The following is a 20,783-nucleotide window of genomic DNA, read 5'->3' as shown; positions in this document are numbered from 1 at the left end:
CGCGCCCAGCCACCCACGGCCCGCAGCCGGGGCCCCTGGGGCTCCGCCCCAGACCCCCTTCGCGCCTGAACGGCGCTCGTCCTCAATCGCCGGACAGGCTGAAGATGCCCATGCCGGCCCGCACGGGATGCCTCAGGGGCGCGGGGAACTGCGCGACCAGCCATCCACGGTCCGCAGCCGGGGCCCCTGGGGCTCCGCCCCAGACCCCGTTCGGCCTGAACGGCCTCGTCCTCAATCGCCGGACGGGCTGAGGTTGCTTGGGTGGGCCAGCACAAGCCGTACTCCCGGACAGGCTGAAGGCGCCGCTGCGGGCCAGCACAAGCCCCTGCGGCTCCGCAGAAGGTGACTTCTGGCGGCCATACGAATTGGCGTACAACACCGTAACCCCCCATGCGACATGCGCCGATTCACGCAGGGCCGGCCCAGAACGCGTACGTCAACGCGAACGCCAAGGGCGGGAATCCCCCGGGCAATCGCCACCCGCGCCTGGAATTGTGCGGGAAATCGCGGGGCCGGAAGCGTGGTTTCCGGGGCGGCAGAAATCCGGCCCGCAATTTACGCACCACACACACCCCTGACGCAAGGTGTTTTCCTCCGCCCCCGGGGCAGGGTCAGGAAGCGGGGTGTGGGCTCGGCCCGGGTTCTGGGGTGGGGGCCGGGGGGTCTGTAGTTCACATGACGTTCCCCGGACGTATCTGTGGACGCACCACCAATGCGTGAAGAAACACCGCACCGTCTTGAACGGCCGCCCCTTGAACTCCCTTTGCCGGGCGAAGAAGCTCATTCCTAGCTTCCGCGGTTGTGTGTTGGACCGCGTGTACTCCCCAGGTGCGTGACGCGTTTTCGTCGCGGCGCCCTTGCAGGAATCCCTAGATGGCCAAGGAGAGGTACATGGACGCTTCGGTGATTGTCGTGGGCGCGGGCCCCGCCGGAATGATGCTGGCGGGCGAACTGCGGCTCGCGGGGGTCGAAGTCGTCGTCCTGGAGCGCCTGGAGAAGCGCACCGGGGAGTCCCGGGGGCTCGGCTTCACCGCCCGCACGATGGAGATCTTCGACCAGCGGGGCATCCTGCCGCGCTTCGGGGACGTCGAGACCAGCGACCTGGGGCACTTCGGGGGGCTGCCGATCGACTTCTCCATCCTGGAGGGCGCCCGGCAGGCCGCGAAGTCCGTTCCGCAGTCGGCCACCGAGACGCATCTGGAGGAGTGGGCCACCAGCCTGGGCGCGGACATCCGGCGCGGCCACGAGGTCCTGTCCATCACCGACAAGGGCGACGGCGTCACGGTGAAGGTGCGCGGCCCCAAGGGCGAACACACCCTGCGCGCCCCCTACTTGGTGGGCTGCGACGGCGGCCGCAGCCTGGTCCGCAAGGCGGCGGGCTTCGACTTCCCCGGCACCCCCGCGACGATGGAGATGTTCCTCGCCGACATCAAGGGCGTCGAGCTCAAGACGCGCATGATCGGCGAGACGCTGCCCGGCGGCATGGTCATGGTGGGCCCGCTGCCCGGCGGCACCACCCGCATCATCGTCTGCGAACGCGGCACCCCGCCGCAGCGCCGTGAGGTCCCGCCGTCCTGGCACGAGGTCGCCGACGCCTGGAAGCGTCTGACCGGCGAGGACATCTCGGCGGCCGAGCCCGTCTGGGTCAGCGCCTTCGGCAACGCCACGCGTCAGGTCACCGAGTACCGGCGCGGCCGCGTCATCCTGGCCGGCGACGCCGCGCACATCCACCTGCCGGCCGGCGGCCAGGGCATGAACACCAGCATCCAGGACGCCGTCAACCTGGCCTGGAAGCTCGCGGCCGTCGTCAAGGGCACCGCCCCGGAGGACCTGCTCGACACCTACCACAGCGAGCGGCACAAGGTCGGCGAGCGGCTTTTGATGAACACCCAGGCGCAGGGCCTGCTCTTCCTCAGCGGCCCCGAGGTCCAGCCGCTGCGCGACGTACTGAGCGAGCTCATCAAGTACGACGACGTCGCCAAGCACCTGACCGCCATGGTCAGCGGCCTGGAAATCACCTACGACGTCGGATCCGGCAGCCACCCGCTGCTCGGCAAGCGCATGCCGCACCTGGAACTGACCACGGCCAGGCGCACCACGTCCAGCACGGAACTGCTGCACGCCGCCCGGGGCGTACTGCTCGACCTCGACGACAACCCGAGGCTGCGGGCCCGGGCCGCCGGCTGGTCCGACCGGGTCGACATCGTCACCGCGAGCACCGGACCGCTCTCCGAGGCGAGCGGCCTCGCGGGCACCACCGCCGTGCTGATCCGCCCCGACGGATACATCGCCTGGGCGGCGCCCGGCAGCAACCACGACCTGCCGATGGCCCTGGAGCGCTGGTTCGGCCGGCCCCTGGCCGGCTGACCGGCCCGACACCGTCCGACCAGCACGTCAACGGAGGAACACACCATGGCTACGCCGCAGGCAACCATCGCGCCGCCCCAGGCAGGGCCGGCGGAGGAGCGCAGGGACGTCGTGCGGGCGGCCCGCGCCGTCTTCGCCCGCGAGGGCTGGAACCACACCACCATCGAGGACATCGCCGAGGAGGCCGGACTCGAACCGGCCACCGTCACCCACTACTTCAAGGACAAGGAGCAGCTGCTCCTGTCCGTCCTGCTGGAGAGCGCCGCGTCGGTCGCCGCCGCGGGGACCGTCATCGCCGAGGACCACCTCGCCGATGTCACCGACCTGGTGGGGGACCTCACCGCCCTTGGCCGGGCCTGGCTGACCCCGCTCGCCGACTTCCCCGAGCACTTCGCCATCGTCCGCCACCTCGGCGCGGAGGCCACCCGCCTGCCGGCCGGTGTGCTGGAGATGTGGCAGACGGCGGGCCCGCGCCAGGCGCAGCGCGAGCTGGCCCGACGGCTGCGGCGGATCGCCGACGCCGGGCTGCTTGACATCCCCGACGCGGACCACGCCGCCGGCCGGTTCACGCAGCTGGTCGCGGGCAGCGTCGTCCAGCGCTCGTTCCACGGCGCCCTGCCGCTCGCGGACTTCGAGACCGAGGAACTGATCGCGGCGGGCGTGGCGGACTTCGTCCGTCTCTTCGCCCCCGCCGCCTGACAGCGCCCCACACCCACGGAAGAGGAAAGACATTGCACAGCACCCTGATCGTGGCCCGCATGGACGTCGAGTCCAGCGCCCAGGTCGCCAAGCTCTTCGGCGAGTTCGACCAGACGGAGATGCCGCACCGCATGGGCACCCGGCGCCGTCAGCTGTTCTCGTACAAAGGCCTGTACTTCCACCTCCAGGACTTCGACGGCGACAACGGCGGAGAGCTGATCGAGGAGGCCAAGACGGACCCCCGGTTCGTGGGGATCAGCCAGGACCTCAAGCCGTTCATCGAGGCCTACGACCCGGCCACCTGGCGCTCGCCGGCCGACGCCATGGCCACCCGCTTCTACGACTGGACGGCCTCGCGGTGATGCTGTCCGCCACCGACATGACCACTGACACGAGAGGAGGCCTTTGCTAGTGGGCCGCCGAGTAGTAATCACTGGGGTGGGAGTGCTGGCGCCGGGCGGTATCGGTGCCAAGAACTTCTGGAGTCTGCTGAGCGAAGGACGCACGGCGACCCGGGGGATCACCTTCTTCGACCCGTCCTCCTTCCGCTCCCAGGTCGCGGCCGAGGCCGACTTCGACCCGGAGCTGCACGGGCTGAGCCCGCAGGAGATCCGCCGCATGGACCGCGCCGCGCAGTTCGGCGTGGTCACCGCCCGCGAGGCGCTGGCCGACTCCGGTCTCGACCTCGCCGGGTTCGACCCGCACCGCACCGGGGTCACCATCGGCTCCGCGGTCGGCGCCACCACCGGTCTCGACGACGAGTACCGCGTGGTCAGCAACGACGGCAAGCTGAACGAGGTCGACCACACCTACGCGGTGCCGCACCTGTACAACTACTTCGTGCCGAGCTCGTTCTCGGCGGAGGTGGCCTGGGCGGTCGGGGCCGAAGGCCCGGCCACCGTCGTCTCCACCGGCTGCACCTCCGGAATCGACTCGGTCGGCCACGCCGTCGAGCTGATCCGCGAGGGCACCGCCGACATCATGATCACCGGCGCCACCGACGCCCCGATCTCGCCGATCACCATGGCGTGCTTCGACGCGATCAAGGCGACCACGCCGCGCAACGACGACCCCGAGCACGCCTCCCGCCCCTTCGACGGGACCCGCAACGGCTTCGTCCTCGGCGAGGGCAGCGCCGCCTTCGTCCTGGAGGAGTACGAGAGCGCCAAGAAGCGCGGCGCGCACATCTACGCCGAGATCGCCGGCTACGCCTCGCGCTGCAACGCCTTCCACATGACGGGTCTGCGTCCGGACGGCCGCGAGATGTCCGAGGCGATCAACGTCGCCCTGGCCGAGGCGCGGATGAACCCCGACCGGATCGACTACATCAACGCGCACGGCTCCGGCACCAAGCAGAACGACCGCCACGAGACGGCCGCGTTCAAGCTGAGCCTCGGCGAGCACGCGTACCGCACCCCCGTCAGCTCCATCAAGTCGATGGTGGGGCACTCGCTGGGCGCCATCGGCTCCATCGAGATCGCCGCGTCGATCCTCGCGATGGAGAACAACGTAGTGCCGCCCACCGCGAACCTGCACACCCCCGACCCGGTGTGCGACCTGGACTATGTGCCGCTGACCGCGCGGGAGCACCGTACGGACGCGGTCTTGACAGTCGGCAGCGGATTCGGCGGTTTCCAGAGCGCGATGGTGCTGGCCCGCCCGGAAAGGAGCGCGGCATGAGTGCCAAGGCAGTGATCACCGGCATCGGCGTGGCCACCCCCAACGGGCTCGGTGTGGACGACTTCTGGGCCGCGACCCGGGTCGGCAAGAACGCGATCGACCGGATCACGCGGTTCGACGCCTCGTCCTATCCGTCCCAACTCGCGGGCGAAATACGCGGGTTCGAGGCGTCCGAGCACCTGCCCAGCAGGCTGCTGCCCCAGACCGACCGGATGACCCGGCTCGCCCTGGTCGCCGCCGACTGCGCCTTCGAGGACGCGGGGGTCAGGCCGGACGACATCCCGGAGTTCGACATGGGCGTCGTGACCGCGTCCACCTCGGGCGGCTTCGAGTTCGGCCAGAACGAGCTGCAAAAATTGTGGAGCCAGGGCAGCCAGTACGTCTCCGCATACCAGTCCTTCGCCTGGTTCTACGCCGTCAACAGCGGCCAGATCTCCATCCGCAACGGCATGAAGGGCCCCAGCGGCGTCGTCGTCAGCGACCACGCCGGCGGCCTCGACGCCATCGCCCAGGCCCGCCGCCAGATCCGCAAGGGCAGCAAGCTGATCTTCTCCGGCGGCTTCGACGCGTCGGTCTGTCCCTGGGGCTGGGTCGCGCAGATCGCCGGCGGCCGGATGTCCACCAGCGACCGGCCCGAGCGCGCCTATCTGCCCTTCGACAAGGACGCCTGCGGCTATGTGGCAGGTGAGGGCGGCGCCCTGATCATCCTGGAGGACGAGCGGACGGCGCGTGAGCGCGGGGCGGCGAACATCTACGGCGAGGTCGCGGGCTACGGCTCGACCTTCGACCCGAAGCCCGGCAGCGGGCGCGAGCCCGGACTGCGCCGCGCCATCGAGGTCGCGCTCGCCGACGCCGGTGTCTCGGCCGAAGAGGTGGACGTGGTCTTCGCCGACGCGGCCGGCACGCCGAGCCTCGACCGCGAGGAGGCCGACGCCATCATCGCGGTGTTCGGGCCGTCCGGTGTCCCGGTCACGGCGCCCAAGACCATGATCGGCCGCCTGTACTCCGGCGCCGCCCCGGTCGACGTGGTCTCCGCCGTCCTCGCCATCCGCGAGGGTCTGATCCCCCCGACCACCAACGTCGAGCTGTCGCCCGAGTACGACATCGACCTGGTCACGGGCCAGCCGCGCACCGCGTCGGTGCAGACCGCGCTGGTGCTCGCCCGTGGCGTCGGCGGCTTCAACTCCGCCGTGGTCGTGCGCTCGCTCGACTGAGCCACCGCACCTGCCAGGACGCCGGCCCGCAGCCGCGGGAGGCGCCCCCCATTTGCCGTCGCACCCGCGCACCCGGTGCGAACTCTTCACGAAGGAGACCCCATGTCCGCCCAGGAATTCACCATCGACGACCTCAAGCGCATCCTGCTGGAGGGCGCAGGCGCCGAAGAGGGCGTCGACCTCGACAGCGACATCCTCGACACGGACTTCGAGGAGCTGGGTTACGAGTCGCTGGCGCTCCTTGAGACCGGTGGCCGTATCGAGCGCGAGTACGGCATCTCCCTCGACGACGACGTCTTCGCGGAGAACCCCACCCCGCGCACCCTCGTCGCCGCGATCAACACCTACCTCGGGGACCTCGTCGGCGCCTGAACCGCTCCGCCGGCGCCGGGACGGCACGACGATGCGTGCCGTCCGGCGGCCGGGGGCCCGCTGTGCCCCGATGCTCCCTCTTTCTCTTTCTCTATTTCGCTCTGTCCATTGGAGAAGCAAGCCATGTCGCAGCAGGACAAGCGCGTCGCCCTCGTCACCGGCGCCACCAGCGGGATCGGCCTGGCCGTCGCCCGCCTTCTGGCCACGCAGAACCACAAGGTGTTCATCGGCGCCCGCAACGCGGACAACGTCGCCGAGACCGTCAAGCAGCTCCAGGACGAGGGCCTTGAGGTGGACGGCACCACCCTGGACGTCCGTTCCTCCGACGACGCCCGGGCCTTCGTACAGGCGGCCGTCGACCGCTTCGGCACCGTGGACGTGCTCGTCAACAACGCCGGCCGCTCGGGTGGCGGCGTGACCGCCGACATCGACGACGAGCTGTGGCACGACGTCATCGACACCAACCTCAACTCGGTCTTCCGGCTGACCCGCGAGGTCCTGACCACCGGCGGCCTGCGCCACAAGGACCGCGGCCGGATCATCAACATCGCCTCCACCGCCGGCAAGCAGGGCGTCGTCCTCGGCGCCCCGTACTCGGCCTCCAAGCACGGCGTCGTGGGCTTCACCAAGGCGCTCGGCAACGAGCTTGCGCCGACCGGCATCACCGTCAACGCGGTCTGCCCGGGGTACGTCGAGACGCCGATGGCCCAGCGGGTGCGCCAGGGGTACGCCGCCGCCTACAACGCCACCGAGGACGCCATCCTCGAAAAGTTCCAGTCGAAGATCCCGCTGGGCCGCTACTCGACGCCCGAGGAGGTCGCGGGCCTCGTCGGCTACCTGGCCTCGGACACGGCCGCCTCGATCACCGCGCAGGCCCTCAACGTCTGCGGCGGCCTCGGCAACTTCTGATCCGTCCGTCGCCCTCAACTCACCTTCACACACAAGGAGTTACCAGCATGTCGCAGCCCGGCCTGCGCGAGGTGGAGCACGAGATCACGATCTCCGCTCCGGCCGCCGCCGTGTACCGGCTGATAGCCGAGGTGCAGAACTGGCCCCGGATCTTCCCGCCGACGATTTACGTCGACCACGTGGAGCGCTCCGCCACCGAGGAGCGCATCCGCATCTGGGCCACCGCCAACGGCGAGGCCAAGAACTGGACCTCGCACCGCACCCTGGACCCCGAGCGGCTGCGGATCACGTTCCGCCAGGAGGTCTCGGCGCCGCCGGTCGCCTCCATGGGCGGCACCTGGATCATCGAGCCGGTCTCGGCGACCGACTCCCGTGTGCGGCTGCTGCACGACTACCGGGCCATCGACGACGACCCCGAGTCGCTGAAGTGGATCGACGAGGCCGTCGACCGCAACTCGCGCTCGGAGCTCGCCGCCCTCAAGACCAACGTCGAGGCCGCGCACGCCGCCGAGGACCTGACGTTCTCCTTCGAGGACACCGTCCAGATCGCCGGCTCGGCCAAGGACGTCTTCGACTTCGTCAACGAGGCCCAGCTGTGGCCCGAGCGCCTGGCGCACGTGGCCACCGTCCGCTTCGAGGAGCCCTCCCCCGGCCTTCAGGAGCTGGAGATGGACACCCGCGCCAAGGACGGCTCGGTGCACACCACCAAGTCCTACCGCGTGGCCTTCCCGCACGAGAAGATCGCGTACAAGCAGGTGACGCTCCCGGCGCTGATGACGCTGCACACCGGTTACTGGACGTTCGCCGAGAACGCCGACGGCGTCGCCGCCTCCTCGCAGCACACCGTCACCCTCAACACCGCGAACATCGCCAAGATCCTGGGCGCCGACGCCACGGTCGAGGACGCGAGGAAGTACGTCCACACCGCGCTGAGCACCAACAGCCGCGCCACGCTCGGCTACGCCAAGGACCACGCCGAGAACATCGCCCAGAACAAGGCGGCCTGACCATGGCCGGGGACCACACCGAGACCCAGGTGATCGTGGTGGGCGCGGGCCCGGTCGGGCTGTTCCTCGCCGGTGAGCTCCGGCTCGCGGGCGCGGACGTGGTGGTCCTCGAACGGCTCACCGCGCCGACCACCGAGTCGCGGGCGTCCACCCTGCACGCCCGCACCATGGAACTCCTGGACGCCCGCGGCCTGTTGGCGCCGCTCGGCGACATTCCCAGCGACGTGATGGGCCACTTCGGGGGCATCCCGCTCGATCTCACGCTTCCCGGCCCCCACCCGGGCCAGTGGAAGGTCCCGCAGACCCGCATCGAGGAGCTGCTGGGACAGTGGGCCAAGGACCTGGGCGCGGACATCAGGCGCGGTCACGAGGTGACCGGGCTGACCGTGACCGAGGAGTACGCCGAGGCCGAGGTGCGCACGGCCGGGGGAGTGACGGAGTTCTTCCGGGCCAAGTGCGTCGTCGGCTGCGACGGCGAGAACAGCGTCGTGCGCCGGCTGGGGGGCTTCGGCTTCCCCGGCGCCGACGCGAGCCGCGAACTGCTGCGCGCCGACGTGGCGGGCATCGACATCCCCAACCGCCGCTTCCAGCGGCTGCCGCGAGGACTGGCCATCGCCGCCCGGCGTCCCGATGGAGTGACCCGGGTGATGGTGCACGAGTTCGGTGCGGTGCCGCGCGGCGCCCAGCCCGAGTTCGCGGACGTCGTCGGCGCCTGGAAGCGCGTCACCGGGGAGGACATCGCCGGCGGCACCCCGCTGTGGGTGAACTCCTTCGGTGACGCCTCCCGGCAGGCCGCCACCTACCGCGACCACCGGCTCTTCCTCGCCGGTGACGCGGCCCACCAGCAGATGCCGATCGGCGGGCAGGCCCTCAACCTGGGTCTTCAGGACGCCGCCAACCTCGGCTGGAAGCTCGCCGCGCAGGTGACCGGGCGCGGGCCGAAGGGGCTGCTGGACAGCTACGACGGCGAACGGCGGGCCGTGGGGCAGAAGGTCCTGAGCAACATCAGGACCCAGGCGCTGCTGCTGCTCGGCTCGGCGGAGGTCGACGCCACCCGCGAGGTCTTCGCCGAGCTGATCGGCGAGAGCGAGAACGTAAGGACCCACCTGGCCGGAATGATCTCCGGCCTCGACATCCGCTACGACGTGGGTCCGGACGACCTGGGTCCTGACGGCGTAGGCCCGGGCAGCCACCCGTTGCTCGGCCTGCGTCTGCCGCACTGGCAACTGGCCACGCCCGAGGGCGAGTTGACCACCGCCGAGACCTTGCGCGCAGGGCGGGGCGTGCTGCTGATCCTGCCCGGTGACGCCGCGCGCGGCGCGGAGCTGGCCTCCGCCGCCGCGCCATGGACGCCGCTGGTGCGCACGGTGCACGTGAGCGCCCTGGCCGGCGCCCCCGCGCCGGACACCGGCGCCCTCCTGGTGCGCCCCGACGGCTATGTCGTCTGGGCCGACACCGACACCGACACCGACAGCGGCCCCGGCAACGCCCGGGCAGCCGGCCTGCCGCGAGCGCTGACCCGATGGTTCGGCGACCCGGCAGGCACCACCAGGACGACGACGCCGGCCACCGCGCCGGCCAAGAAGTGGAGTACAGACATGGGCAAGCTCACCGGCAAGACGGCGCTCGTCACGGGCTCCAGCCGCGGCATGGGGCGCGCGACGGCGATCCGCCTCGCGCGGGAGGGCGCGCTCGTCGCCGTCCACTACACCGCCAACAAGGACGCGGCCGACGAGGTCGTCGAGATCATCGAGAAGGACGGCGGGCGCGCCTTCACCGTGCGGGCCGAACTCGGCGTCCCGGGCGACGCGCACGAGCTCTTCCTCGCCCTGGAGAGCGGCCTGCGCGAGCGCACGGGCACCACCGACCTGGACATCCTGGTCAACAACGCCGGTGTGATGGGCGGCGTCAAGCCCGAGGAGACCACGCCGGAGAAGTTCGACGAGCTCTTCGCGGTCAACGCCAAGGCCCCGTTCTTCCTCATCCAGCGGGCGCTGAAGAACATGCCCGACGGCGGCCGCATCATCAACATCACCTCCGGCCTCACCCGGTTCGCGAACCCGGACGAGATCGCGTACGCGATGACCAAGGGCGCGGTGGACCAGCTGGCGCTGCACTTCGCCAAGCACCTGGGGCCGCGCAACATCACCGTCAACTCGGTGGCGCCCGGCATCACCCGCAACAGCAACCCCGTCTTCGACATCCCCGAGGCGGTGGAGGCGATGGCGGGGATGTCCGCCTTCAACCGCGTGGGCGAGCCCGAGGACGTCGCCGACGTCGTGGCCTTCCTCGCCACCGACGACGCCCGCTGGATCACCGGCTCGTTCGTCGACGCCACCGGCGGCACCCTGCTCGGCTGAGGCCGGGCCCCCGCACCGGGCCGGCCGCGGCACTTCCCCCCATCGCGGCCGGCCCCACGGACCCCATCCACCGACACCCCACGACCCCTGCGGAGCGAGGTCACGATGCTCTCGACACCCACGCGCCCCGGCCGGGCCGGCGCCCGCTTCACCCCCGCCCAGTGGGGGCTGCTGTCCGTGCTCGCCGGCAACATGCTCATCGACGCCCTGGAGGTGTCCGTCGCGCTGGTCGCGCTGCCCTCCATCGGCGACGATCTGGGCCTGGCGACGGCCGGACTCCAGTGGGTGGTCTCCGGGTTCGCCGTCGGCTTCGGCGGGCTGCTCCTGTTCGGCGGCCGTCTCGTCGCGATCCACGGCCGGCGCCCCGTCTACCTCGTCGCGCTCCTGGTGTTCGCCGCCGCGTCACTGGCGGGCGCACTGGCGACGAGCGCGGCGCTGCTGATCGCCACCCGCTTCGTCAAGGGCTTCTGCGCCGCGCTCACCGCGCCCACCGGGTTCGCGATCATCGCGTCCGTCTTCCCCGAAGGGCCCGCGCGCAGACGGGCGTTGTCGGTGTACTCGCTCTTCGGCGCCAGCGGCTTCTCGGCCGGACTGCTGCTGTCCGGCGCGCTCACCGAGCTCAGCTGGCGCTGGACCTTCGCCTTCCCCGCGCCGGTCGCGCTGGTGCTGTTCGGCGCCGCGCTGCGGCTGATCCCGCGCGATGAGCCGGGCACGGCGGTGAACGCGCCGCGCCGCTACGACGCGGCGGGCGCGCTCGCCCTCACCGGCGCGATGCTGGCGCTGGTAGCCGCACTCACCCTCGGCGCAGGGCGCGGCTGGGACGCCCCGGGCACCGTCGCCCTGTTCGTGCTCGCCGCGCTGCTCGCGGCCGTCTTCGTCCGCGTCGAACTGAGCGCGCACGAACCCCTGTTGCGGCTCGACCTGCTGCGCCACGGCCCGCTCCTTCGCTCCGCGCTCGGCGCCGGCGCGCTCAACGGCTCGTACCTGGGGCTGCTCCTGGTGGTCACCCTCAGGATGCAGCGACAGGCCGGCCACGGCCCCTGGTCCACCGGCCTCGCGTTCCTGCCGGCCGCCGCGCCGCTCGCCGTCACCGCGCTGCTGTCGGGCCGGCTCGTCGCCCGCTTCGGCCCGCCCCGGCTCATCGCGGCGGGCGCGGCGTCCGCGACCCTCGGGTACGCCCTGTACGCGGCCGGGCACCAAGAGTCCTACGTGCGCGACCTGTTGCCCACGTTGGTGCTCGTCGGCATCGCGTTCGTGCTGGCCTTCACCGCCTTCCACGTCCAGGCCACCAGTTCCGTAACCCCCGCCGACCAGCCCGCGGCCGGCGGCCTCTACCAGACCTCCGTACAGCTGGGGGCGGCCGTCATGACCGCCCTGTGCGCCGCGGTGCTGCCCTCGGGGCAGCGCCCGGTCCTGTACCTGATCACGGCCGTGGGACTCCTCGGCCTGGTCGTCGCACTCCGTGGCCTCGCGCCCGGGCGGGTGGCGCGCGGCGCCGCCCGGCAATCCCCCGAAGATGAAAGGTGAAAGACATGTCGAACGAGCCCCTGCGGCTTGCCGTCATCATCAGCAGCGTCCGCGAGGGCCGGTTCGGACCGGTCATCGGGGAGTGGTTCGCCGCTCAGGCGAAGGAGCGCGCCGACCTGGAGGTCGACGTCATCGACCTGGTCGACCACGAGCTGCCGTACGCGCACTCGTTCAGCCCCGCCGGTGAGGCCGCCGACATCCTGGCGAAGATCTCGCCGCGTCTTGAGGCGGCCGACGCCTACGTCGTGGTGACGCCGGAGTACAACCACAGCTACCCCGCCTCGCTCAAGCACCTCATCGACTGGCACTACACGCAGTGGCGCGCCAAGCCCGTCGGCTTCGTCTCCTACGGCGGCCTGTCCGGCGGTCTGCGCGCCGTCGAGCACCTGCGTCCGGTCTTCGCCGAGCTGCACGCGGTGACCGTCCGCGACGCCGTCAGCTTCCACAGCCCCTGGGGCACGTTCGACGACAACGGCAAGCCCAAGGACGAGACCGGTCCGGCCGGTGCGGCCAAGGTGCTCCTGGACCAGCTCACCTGGTGGGGCACCGTGCTGCGCGAGGGCCGGGCGAAGACCCCGTACCAGGCCTGACGCCCGGCTCCTCGGGGGAGCGCGGCGCACCGCGCTCCCCCCGGGGAGCGGGACATCCATCGGAAAGGGACATGACTGTGAACCGCACGGGTCGCTCCGCCCGTACGTGCGGGGCCACCGCCAGGGCTACGGCGGCGCCGGCCCCCGACCCGGCCCGCCTCGCCCGCGTCGGCCACGCCGAACGCACCCGCGTCCTCGACGCCTACGTACGTCAGGAGCTGGGCCGCGTCCTGGGCATCAGCGCGCACCAGGTGGACACGGTCGGCCGGCCGATGCGCAGCCTCGGCGTAGGCTCGATCGCCGGGCTCGAACTCCAGCACCGGATGGAGCGGGCCCTGCGGGTCGAACTCGACTTGCAGATGCTGCTGCTGGCCAACAGCGCGGCCGAACTCGTCGCGTGCCTGGCCGGACAGCTGGGGCCGCGCCCGGCCCGCCCGCACGACAGCGCGGTTCACGACAGCGCGGCCCACGACAGCGCGGTCACGGCATGAGCGACGCCCGCGCCAGGAGCCACGCCTTCCTCCCCGAGCCGTCGCCGCGCCGGGCGGACGAGGAGTTCACCCTCGGCGACGGCGCGCTCGACCTCTGGCTGATGCGCAGCCCGCACCCCGACCGCGCGCACCTGCTGGACCGCTCCGAACTCGACGCGGCCGAGCGTCGCCGCGCCGACTCCTTCATCCGTCCCGCCGACGGCCTGCTGTACGCGACGGTCCATGTCGCGCTGCGCCGGCTGCTCGGCCGCTATCTGGACACCGCGCCGAAGGACGTGCGCTTCACCCGCGAGCCGTGCCCGGGCTGCGGCGAGCGCCACGGCCGCCCGGCCCTCGACCTGCCCGCGCCGCCCCTGCACTTCTCGCTCTCGCACAGCAGCACCGTCGCGTTCATCGGCGTCGCCACCACCCCGCTCGGCGTGGACGTGGAGCGGCTGCCCGGCGCCGAGACGATCGACGTGTGCGTCGGGGCCCTGCACCTGGACGAGCAGCGCGAACTTGCGGGATGCCCGGCCGGGACCGAGCGGGCGGCGGCCTTCGGCCGGATCTGGACCCGCAAGGAGGCCTACCTCAAGGGCATCGGCACGGGCCTCAGCCGTTCTCCCGCCCAGGACTACCTCGGGGCGCGGGCCGAGCGCCATCCGGCGGGCTGGACCGTGCTGGACGTGCCGTGCGGCGCCACCCACGCGGCCGCCGTCGCCGTGCGCGGCGGCGTCCCGCTGAGCACCCGGGTGCGCCTGCTGGAGGAGGAGTGGCTGCGCGCCGGCCCCGCCGCCCCCGCCGACGGACACCGGGCCCCGGCCCTCGCTCGCCGACCGACGACAAGGACGTGATCCAGATGACCGGCACCGCATGCGTCTTCCCCGGACGGGGTTGCGTGCGGGTGGGCATGGGCCGGGACGTGCTCGTGGCGCGCCCCGAACTCGCCCTCGCCCACCACCGGGTGGCCGCGGACCACCTCGGCATCCCGCTGACGCAGCTGTGCCGGCACGGCCCGGCCCGCGAGCCGGTTCGTCGAGACGGGGCCCGGCCTGGTGCTGAGCGGCCGCTCCGCTCGATTGCCCCCCGTGTGCCCGTGTACGCCGGCGGCAGCGCCCGCCAACTGGCCCTGACCGAAAGCGCGTTGGCGCCCGCCGCCGTCTGACCGACTTTTTTGACCAAGGAGAGTGGGAACCATCATGTCCGCGAGCGACCAGTCGATACGTGCCCGGGTCGAGGAGCTGTCGGAGCTCAAGGAGACGGTGCGCGGCGGCGACGCCGGCGCCACCGAACGCCAGCACGCCAAGGGAAAGCTCACCGCGCACGAGCGCATCGAACTCCTGCTGGACAAGGGCTCGTTCAACGAGGTCGAGTCGTTGCGCCGCCACCGTGCCACCGGCTTCGGCCTTGAGCACAAGCGGCCGCACAGCGACGGCGTCGTCACGGGCTGGGGCTCCGTGCACGGCCGTACCGTCTTCGTGTACGCCCATGACTTCCGGGTCTTCGGCGGGGCGCTCGGCGAGGCCCACGCCCAGAAGATCCACAAGATCATGGACCTCGCGGAGGCGGCGGGCGCCCCGCTGGTCTCCCTCAACGACGGCGCGGGCGCCCGCATCCAGGAGGGCGTCACCGCGCTCGCCGGCTACGGCGGCATCTTCCAGCGCAACACCCGCGCCTCCGGCGTCATCCCGCAGATCTCCGTGATGCTCGGCCCCTGCGCGGGCGGCGCCGCCTACTCCCCGGCGCTCACCGACTTCGTCTTCATGGTCCGCGAGACCTCGCAGATGTTCATCACGGGCCCGGACGTCGTCAAGGCGGTCACCGGCGAGGAGATCACGCAGAACGGCCTGGGCGGCGCCGACGTGCACGCGGGGACCTCAGGCGTGGCGCACTTCGCCTACGACGACGAGGAGCACTGCATCGAGGACGTGCGCTACCTGCTGTCGCTGCTGCCCGCCAACAACCGCGAGCTCTCTCCCGTGCAGCACTCCGGCGACCCCGCCGACCGGATCAACGAGGCGCTGCTCGACCTGGTCCCGGCCGATCCCGGCCAGGCCTACGACATGCGCAAGGTCATCGAGGAGGTCGTCGACGACGGCGAGTACTTCGAGGTGCACCCGGCCTGGGCGCCCAACATCGTCTGCGCGTTCAGCCGCCTGGACGGCCACGTGGTCGGCATCGTCGCCAACCAGCCGGCCGCCATGGCGGGCGTCCTGGACATCGAGGCCTCCGAGAAGGCCGCGCGTTTCGTCCAGTTCTGCGACGCGTTCAACATCGCGCTGATCACCCTCGTCGACGTGCCGGGCTTCCTGCCGGGCGTCGACCAGGAGCACAACGGCATCATCCGGCGCGGCGCCAAGCTCCTGTACGCGTACTGCAACGCCACCGTGCCACGGATCTCGCTGGTGGTGCGCAAGGCGTACGGCGGCGCCTACATCGTCATGGACTCCCGTTCCATCGGCGCGGACCTGGCCCTGGCCTGGCCCACCAACGAGATCGCCGTCATGGGCGCCGAGGGCGCGGCCAACGTCGTCTTCCGCCGCGAGATCAACGCGGCCGACGACCCCGACGCCGTACGCCAGGCGCGCATCCAGGAGTACAAGGACGAGCTCATGCACCCCTACTACGCGGCCGAGCGCGGCCTGATCGACGACGTGATCGACCCGCGTGAGACGCGCTCGGTGCTCATCCGCTCCCTGGACATGCTCCGCGCCAAACACGCCGAACTGCCCTCGCGCAAGCACGGCAACCCGCCCCAGTGAGCCCCCGCGGCCACACCCCCTTCCCCTCTCGACCGCTTGACCTAGGGAATGCAACGATGCCGAAGAAGAACACCGTCCTGGTCACCGCCGCCACCGGCAACGTCGGCCCGCACGCCGTGGCCCAGCTGCTTGAAGCCGGCGCCGACGTGCGCGCCCTGGTGCTGAAGGACGACCCCAACCTTGGCCGGCTGCCCGCGGGCGTCGAGCTGTTCGAAGGCGACCTGGCCGACCCCGACAGCCTGGACGCGGCCCTGGACGGCGTCGACGGCGTCTTCTTGATGTGGCCGTTCTTCACCACCAGCGTGGAGACCGCGCCCGCCGTGGTGAAGAAGATCGAGGCCCGGGCCCGCAGGGCCGTCCTCGTCTCCTCCATCGGCGTCCACATCGGCCTGGAGCGCGTCGACAACAACTGCCACGCCTATCTGGAGGAGCTGCTGGAGGCGACCGCCCTGGAGTGGACGTTCCTGCGCACCACCGGCTTCCAGGCCAACGCGCTCGGCTTCGCCCAGCAGATCAAGGACGGGGGAGTGGTCCACTTCCCCTACGGCGCCGCCACCCGTACCTCCGTGCACGAGGCGGACCTCGCGGCCGTCGGCGTGGCCGCGCTCACCGAGGACGGGCACGCCCACCAGAAGTACCTGGTGACCGGGCCCGAGGCGCAGTCGCAGGAGGAGCAGGTCCACATCATCGGTGAGGTGCTGGGCCGTGAGCTCGGCTGGCAGGACGTGGAGCACGACGCCGCCCGCGCCGCGATGGTCGCGACCGGCTGGCCGCCCTCGTACGCCGACGGCGCCCTGGACTATTTCGCGGCCCTCACCAAGGAGCCCGAGCTGGGCTCGACCGTGGTCCAGGACGTCACGGGCAGGCCGGCCAGGACCTTCCGGAGCTGGGCCGATGAGCACGTCGAGGCGTTCCGCTGAGCGAGGCCCCGGCCGCCGTCGAAGGCCTCAAGTCACCGCAGTCGCAACGGAGTTGTCGTATGTCAATCGCAGTCGAGCGGGCAGCCGCGCCGAAGGCCGGGTTCGTCACCTTCGGTGTCCTGCGCGTGGACGGACCCGGGACCGCCGCGTCCCTGGTGCGGATCCTCACCGACGAGGTGGGTTCCTGGGTGCGCCACACGGAGGGGTTCATCTCCTCCCGCGTCCATGTCAGCGCCGACGGCACCACCGTGATCAACCGCGGTGAGTGGACCAGCGAGGCGGCCTACCGCACCTCGTTCGGCACCAACCCGGCCGGGGGCGTGCTGCACGCGCTCGGCACCCGCCCCGGCGTGCTCGCCGCGACCGTCTTCAGCGGCGCCCCCGCCGAGGGCGCCATCGAGGGGCCCGCCGCCGGCGAGCGGCCCGGGGTGGTCGTCGTGGCCACCCGGCACCTGGGCGGACCCGAATCGGCCCACCGGCTGCTGGACCTGCTGGCCCGCAGCGGCGAGTGGAAGCGGGACTTTCCCGGACTCATCTCGGTGACGCCCTACCTCAGCGAGGACGGCACCGAGTTCGTCAACTACCCGATGTGGGTGAGCGAGGTGGCCTACAGCAGATGGATGGCCGACCCCCGCATCCTGGAGGGCCAAGAAGAGCTCGCCCGGCTCGAAGTGGCCCCGCCCCAATACGTGTTGTGCGCCGTCGCCGCCCATGTCGACGCGGCCGCGCGCACCGAACAGAAGAGGTGACCCGCATGACCACCACCGCACAGGACTCCGAGACCGCGTCGGTCGAGGCCGCGCTCAGCGACCTGTGGGAGTCGATCTACGACCCGGGCAGCCGCGCCATCATCGAGCAGCTGCCCATCGGCCGCACCTGGCGGATCCTCGAACTGGGCGCTGGCGCGGGCTCGATGGCGTACTGGCTGGCCGAACGGGCCGACCAGGGCTCCGTGCTCGCCGTCGACAGCGACACCAGCGCCCTCGACGCGGACCGCCACCCCAACCTGGAGGTCCGCCGGCTCGACATCGCCGAGGCCGACTTCGAGCCCGGCTCCTTCGACCTGATCTTCGCCCGCGCCGTCTTCGAGCACCTGGAGCGGCCCGAGGAGGTGCTGCGCCGCGCGGTGACCTGGCTGGCGCCCGGCGGGCACTTCCTGGTCGAGGACTTCTACTTCCTGCCCAGCGAGCACTGCGCGACGGCCGTGGGCCGCGCCCTGGTCGGCGCCTACCTCAAGGGCTGGGAGGCGGCAGGCGCCGACATGCACTGGGGCCGCAGGCTGCCCGCGACCCTGGCCCGCGCCGGGCTCGGCTCGGTGGACCTGCGGGTGACGCCGCTGGGCCCGGGCCAGCACGCCGCCGACAACGAGCTGATGCGTCTGCGCATGAAGCTCCAGGGGGCGGGCCTGGTCGAACGCGGCCTGGTCGGCGCCGAGGACCTGGACCGGTTCGTGGCGAACCTGGACGACCCGACCGCCCGTGACGTGACCACCCTGCTCTTCTCCGCCTGGGGGCGGAAGGACACCGAGTGACGCGTCCAGCACGAGCAACGCGTACCACCAGAGAGGCATCATGACTGCTGCGAAGCACCCACCGAAGGACAAGGGGCAGGGCACCACCCTTGTCCTCGTCGGCACCCTGACGATCATGGCGGGCGCCACCGTCGCGCCGGCGATCCCGGGGATCCGCGAGGCGTTCGCCGACTCCGCCAACGTCGATCTCCTCGCCCGGATGATCACCACGACGCACGCCCTGGCCATCGTGCTGTTCTCCCCGCTGGCGGGCCGCGTCGTGGAACGCCTCGGGCGCAAACGGGCCCTGATCACCGGCCTGTTCGCGTTCGGCATCGGCGGCAGCTCGGGGGCCTACCTGCCGGACCTGTACAGCCTGCTGGTCGGCCGGGCCGTCCTCGGCATCGGCGTCTCCCTCATCATGACCAGCAGCATGGCCATGATCGCCGACCTCTACGAGGGAGCCGACCGGCAGCGCCTGCTGGGCCGGCAGGCGGCGGCCGGATCGTTCGGCGGCGTGGTGCTGCTGCTCGGCGGCGGGGCGCTGGCGGGTCTCGACTGGCGCGTGGTGTTCCTGATCTACCTGCTCGGCGGACTGCTGCTGGTGCCCGCGCTGATGTTCCTGCCCGGTGGCCGCACCATCGCCGCGCCCAGTGAGCCGGGCGCGCCACGGCCCACCGGGAGCCGCAAGGTGCCCGGCGGCATCGTGGCGGCGCTCGCCGCGATGCTGCTCGGCCAGGTCGCGTTCTACTCGGTGCCGGTGCAGGTGCCGTTCCTGGTCGAGGACCACTTCGACGCCCCCTCGGTGGTCGCGGGCGGCGTCATGGCGGTGCAGACCTTCACCACGGGCATGGTCGCGATGCGGTTCGCCTTCTTCCGCCGGCTGGCCGGTGAGTTCACGCTCGCCGCGCTGTCCTTCCTGGCGATCGGCATCGGCTATCTGATCCTCGCGGTGGCGCCCAACATCGCCGTCCTGGTCGTGGCGCTCCTTGTGATGGGCACCGGGCTCGGCTTCCTCATGCCGAACCTGAACAACTGGGTGCTCGCCGAAGCGCCCGCCGAGGTACGGGCCCGCTACGCGGGACTGCTGACCACCGCCCTCTTCCTCGGTCAGTTCCTCGCGCCCGTCATCACTCAGCCGATCGTCTCCGCGCTCGGCATCCAGCCGACCTTCGCCGTCGTCGCGTGCGGCGCGCTGGTGGTGTCGGTGGCCTATTACCTGGGCGGCCGCGCGCAGCACAAGGAGCCCGCCGCCGGGCGGGACGCCGGTGAGGTGGAGGAGCTGACGGAGCGCTTCCTGGCCGGCCTGCGCACCCCTGAGCCCGGCAGCGAGCCGGCCTGGGCGCGGTCCGTCTTCACCGAGGACGTCATGTTCAGCTACCCCGACGGCACGGACCGGGGCATGGAGGGCTTCGAGGACTTCCACCGCCGGGCCCGGGACGGCTGGGGCCCGCTGGAGCGCCTGGACGCGGATTACGCCGTGGACGTGGACGGCGACCGGGCGACGGTGACGGTGCGCCAGCAGGCGACGCACGAGCCGGGCGCCACGGACGCCGCCACCCAGGTCGACATCGAGGGCCACTATGAGGCCCGGGCGGTGCGCACCGCCGAGGGGTGGCGGTTCGGCTGGTTCCAGGTCCGCTCCGTGACGGTGCGACCCCCGCACTCCGGCGTATCCGCCACGCACTGAAAGGCCTTCTCATGTCCCCCGCGACGCACCACCCGCCGCTGCACGTCGAGATCGCGCTCGACCTGACCTGCGTCCACTCCTCCATCGGCTTCGCCCGCTTCGAGCGCGCCGCCGCCCGCCACCGGGCGGCCGGACACGTCCTGGACGTCGCCTTCCTGCCGTTCCAGGTCACGCCCGACGCACCGGCCGAGGGTGTCCCGCTGGACCAGGTGCACCTCGGCTTCTTCGGCGGCAGGGCCGAGATGGAGCGGGCCAGGTCCGCCATGGCGGCGGTCGGTGCGGGCGCAGGCCTCGACCTCCGCTTCGACCGCGCCGTGCACGTGAACACCTTCGAGGCGCACCGCCTGCTGGCCCGCGCCGCAGCCCAGGGGCTCGGCGAGGCCATGGCCGAACGCCTCTTCCGCGCCTATCTCACCGACGGCCTCAACATAGGCGAGCGCGCCACCCTGGACCGGCTCGCCGCCGAGACCGGAGTACGCCCCGGGGAGGATCCGGGCGAGGCGGAGCGGCTGCGCGACCGGCTCGCGCGGACCCGGGGCCTGGGCATCCGCTCGGTGCCGGTCTTCCGGATCGGCGCCGCCACCGTCACGGGGGCCCAGGACGAGGAGGTCTTCGACCGCGCCCTCACCGCCGCTCTCGCCTGAACCACCCCCGCGTCCCGGATGCCGTCGCGCCCCGTGGTGCGGCGGCATCCGGCCTTTCACAA

Annotated in this window: 20 protein-coding genes; all 20 read left to right on the top strand. The window is 71.8% G+C overall.

All coding sequences use genetic code 11. From position 1 onward, the window contains the following. Window positions 1-891: 891 nt before the first annotated feature. Window positions 892-2,367 carry an FAD-dependent monooxygenase gene (locus ACFYM2_RS29595; protein WP_359002063.1) on the top strand — a complete coding sequence of 492 codons (1,476 nt, stop codon included), beginning with the start codon at window positions 892-894 and terminating at the stop codon, window positions 2,365-2,367. Between the two features lie 45 nt (window positions 2,368-2,412). Continuing rightward, window positions 2,413-3,066 (top strand): TetR/AcrR family transcriptional regulator, encoded by a 654-nt coding sequence (locus ACFYM2_RS29590; RefSeq protein WP_359002061.1) that lies wholly within the window; start codon window positions 2,413-2,415, stop codon window positions 3,064-3,066. A 32-nt stretch (window positions 3,067-3,098) separates the two neighbouring features. After that, window positions 3,099-3,428, top strand: a complete 330-nt coding sequence (locus ACFYM2_RS29585; RefSeq protein WP_359002059.1) for a TcmI family type II polyketide cyclase — start codon at window positions 3,099-3,101, stop codon at window positions 3,426-3,428. Between the two features lie 43 nt (window positions 3,429-3,471). Next, window positions 3,472-4,746, top strand: a complete 1,275-nt coding sequence (locus ACFYM2_RS29580; RefSeq protein WP_359002057.1) for a beta-ketoacyl-[acyl-carrier-protein] synthase family protein — start codon at window positions 3,472-3,474, stop codon at window positions 4,744-4,746. After that, a complete protein-coding gene (locus ACFYM2_RS29575) occupies window positions 4,743-5,960 on the top strand; it encodes a ketosynthase chain-length factor (protein ID WP_359002055.1) in 1,218 nt (405 codons plus the stop codon). Before ACFYM2_RS29580 ends, ACFYM2_RS29575 begins: the two co-directional genes overlap by 4 nt. Before the next feature lie 102 nt (window positions 5,961-6,062). Continuing rightward, window positions 6,063-6,332, top strand: coding sequence for an acyl carrier protein (locus ACFYM2_RS29570; RefSeq protein ID WP_350230928.1), 270 nt, complete (start codon window positions 6,063-6,065; stop codon window positions 6,330-6,332). Between the two features lie 123 nt (window positions 6,333-6,455). Beyond that, complete coding sequence (gene fabG / locus ACFYM2_RS29565; protein ID WP_359002053.1) at window positions 6,456-7,241, top strand: 3-oxoacyl-ACP reductase FabG; 786 nt, start codon at window positions 6,456-6,458, stop codon at window positions 7,239-7,241. A 47-nt stretch (window positions 7,242-7,288) separates the two neighbouring features. After that, complete coding sequence (locus tag ACFYM2_RS29560) at window positions 7,289-8,248, top strand: aromatase/cyclase (protein ID WP_388840476.1); 960 nt, start codon at window positions 7,289-7,291, stop codon at window positions 8,246-8,248. 2 nt (window positions 8,249-8,250) lie between these two features. Next, window positions 8,251-10,608, top strand: coding sequence for an SDR family oxidoreductase (locus ACFYM2_RS29555; RefSeq protein ID WP_388840473.1), 2,358 nt, complete (start codon window positions 8,251-8,253; stop codon window positions 10,606-10,608). Between the two features lie 105 nt (window positions 10,609-10,713). After that, window positions 10,714-12,135, top strand: a complete 1,422-nt coding sequence (locus ACFYM2_RS29550; RefSeq protein WP_388840469.1) for an MFS transporter — start codon at window positions 10,714-10,716, stop codon at window positions 12,133-12,135. Between the two features lie 5 nt (window positions 12,136-12,140). Continuing rightward, the gene (locus tag ACFYM2_RS29545) at window positions 12,141-12,725 is read left to right on the top strand and encodes an NAD(P)H-dependent oxidoreductase (RefSeq protein ID WP_359002045.1); all 585 of its coding nucleotides are present in this window, start codon (window positions 12,141-12,143) and stop codon (window positions 12,723-12,725) included. 71 nt (window positions 12,726-12,796) lie between these two features. Continuing rightward, window positions 12,797-13,216 (top strand): acyl carrier protein, encoded by a 420-nt coding sequence (locus ACFYM2_RS29540; RefSeq protein WP_388461346.1) that lies wholly within the window; start codon window positions 12,797-12,799, stop codon window positions 13,214-13,216. Further along, window positions 13,213-14,049 (top strand): 4'-phosphopantetheinyl transferase superfamily protein, encoded by an 837-nt coding sequence (locus ACFYM2_RS29535; protein WP_359002041.1) that lies wholly within the window; start codon window positions 13,213-13,215, stop codon window positions 14,047-14,049. Before ACFYM2_RS29540 ends, ACFYM2_RS29535 begins: the two co-directional genes overlap by 4 nt. A 5-nt stretch (window positions 14,050-14,054) precedes the next feature. Continuing rightward, on the top strand, window positions 14,055-14,360 hold the full coding sequence (locus tag ACFYM2_RS29530) for a hypothetical protein (protein WP_388840465.1): 306 nt from the start codon (window positions 14,055-14,057) through the stop codon (window positions 14,358-14,360). A gap of 34 nt (window positions 14,361-14,394) precedes the next feature. Continuing rightward, on the top strand, window positions 14,395-15,957 hold the full coding sequence (locus tag ACFYM2_RS29525; RefSeq protein ID WP_388840462.1) for an acyl-CoA carboxylase subunit beta: 1,563 nt from the start codon (window positions 14,395-14,397) through the stop codon (window positions 15,955-15,957). Between the two features lie 56 nt (window positions 15,958-16,013). Then, window positions 16,014-16,877 (top strand): NAD(P)H-binding protein, encoded by an 864-nt coding sequence (locus ACFYM2_RS29520; protein ID WP_359002035.1) that lies wholly within the window; start codon window positions 16,014-16,016, stop codon window positions 16,875-16,877. A 59-nt stretch (window positions 16,878-16,936) separates the two neighbouring features. Next, a complete protein-coding gene (locus ACFYM2_RS29515) occupies window positions 16,937-17,626 on the top strand; it encodes an antibiotic biosynthesis monooxygenase (protein WP_388840459.1) in 690 nt (229 codons plus the stop codon). 5 nt (window positions 17,627-17,631) lie between these two features. After that, window positions 17,632-18,408 carry a class I SAM-dependent methyltransferase gene (locus ACFYM2_RS29510; protein WP_388461351.1) on the top strand — a complete coding sequence of 259 codons (777 nt, stop codon included), beginning with the start codon at window positions 17,632-17,634 and terminating at the stop codon, window positions 18,406-18,408. Between the two features lie 40 nt (window positions 18,409-18,448). Then, on the top strand, window positions 18,449-20,077 hold the full coding sequence (locus ACFYM2_RS29505) for an MFS transporter (RefSeq protein ID WP_388840456.1): 1,629 nt from the start codon (window positions 18,449-18,451) through the stop codon (window positions 20,075-20,077). 11 nt (window positions 20,078-20,088) lie between these two features. Beyond that, window positions 20,089-20,721, top strand: a complete 633-nt coding sequence (locus ACFYM2_RS29500) for a DsbA family protein (RefSeq protein WP_359002028.1) — start codon at window positions 20,089-20,091, stop codon at window positions 20,719-20,721. The last annotated feature ends 62 nt before the right edge of the window (window positions 20,722-20,783 follow it).

Source organism: Streptomyces sp. NPDC006711, from assembly GCF_042869775.1.
GTDB lineage: Bacteria > Actinomycetota > Actinomycetes > Streptomycetales > Streptomycetaceae > Streptomyces.
The sequence above is the reverse complement of the archived record's forward strand: the minus strand, read 5'-3'. Positions and strand labels throughout refer to the sequence as shown.

Coding starts and splice junctions, on each gene's coding strand:
- ACFYM2_RS29555 (WP_388840473.1), top strand. CDS start 8,251: ATGGCCGGGGACCACACCGAGACCCAGGTGATCGTGGTGGGCGCGGGC.
- ACFYM2_RS29500 (WP_359002028.1), top strand. CDS start 20,089: ATGTCCCCCGCGACGCACCACCCGCCGCTGCACGTCGAGATCGCGCTC.
- ACFYM2_RS29520 (WP_359002035.1), top strand. CDS start 16,014: ATGCCGAAGAAGAACACCGTCCTGGTCACCGCCGCCACCGGCAACGTC.
- ACFYM2_RS29510 (WP_388461351.1), top strand. CDS start 17,632: ATGACCACCACCGCACAGGACTCCGAGACCGCGTCGGTCGAGGCCGCG.
- ACFYM2_RS29545 (WP_359002045.1), top strand. CDS start 12,141: ATGTCGAACGAGCCCCTGCGGCTTGCCGTCATCATCAGCAGCGTCCGC.
- ACFYM2_RS29590 (WP_359002061.1), top strand. CDS start 2,413: ATGGCTACGCCGCAGGCAACCATCGCGCCGCCCCAGGCAGGGCCGGCG.
- ACFYM2_RS29535 (WP_359002041.1), top strand. CDS start 13,213: ATGAGCGACGCCCGCGCCAGGAGCCACGCCTTCCTCCCCGAGCCGTCG.
- ACFYM2_RS29515 (WP_388840459.1), top strand. CDS start 16,937: ATGTCAATCGCAGTCGAGCGGGCAGCCGCGCCGAAGGCCGGGTTCGTC.
- ACFYM2_RS29530 (WP_388840465.1), top strand. CDS start 14,055: ATGACCGGCACCGCATGCGTCTTCCCCGGACGGGGTTGCGTGCGGGTG.
- ACFYM2_RS29540 (WP_388461346.1), top strand. CDS start 12,797: ATGACTGTGAACCGCACGGGTCGCTCCGCCCGTACGTGCGGGGCCACC.
- ACFYM2_RS29525 (WP_388840462.1), top strand. CDS start 14,395: ATGTCCGCGAGCGACCAGTCGATACGTGCCCGGGTCGAGGAGCTGTCG.
- fabG (WP_359002053.1), top strand. CDS start 6,456: ATGTCGCAGCAGGACAAGCGCGTCGCCCTCGTCACCGGCGCCACCAGC.
- ACFYM2_RS29550 (WP_388840469.1), top strand. CDS start 10,714: ATGCTCTCGACACCCACGCGCCCCGGCCGGGCCGGCGCCCGCTTCACC.
- ACFYM2_RS29560 (WP_388840476.1), top strand. CDS start 7,289: ATGTCGCAGCCCGGCCTGCGCGAGGTGGAGCACGAGATCACGATCTCC.
- ACFYM2_RS29575 (WP_359002055.1), top strand. CDS start 4,743: ATGAGTGCCAAGGCAGTGATCACCGGCATCGGCGTGGCCACCCCCAAC.
- ACFYM2_RS29595 (WP_359002063.1), top strand. CDS start 892: ATGGACGCTTCGGTGATTGTCGTGGGCGCGGGCCCCGCCGGAATGATG.
- ACFYM2_RS29505 (WP_388840456.1), top strand. CDS start 18,449: ATGACTGCTGCGAAGCACCCACCGAAGGACAAGGGGCAGGGCACCACC.
- ACFYM2_RS29570 (WP_350230928.1), top strand. CDS start 6,063: ATGTCCGCCCAGGAATTCACCATCGACGACCTCAAGCGCATCCTGCTG.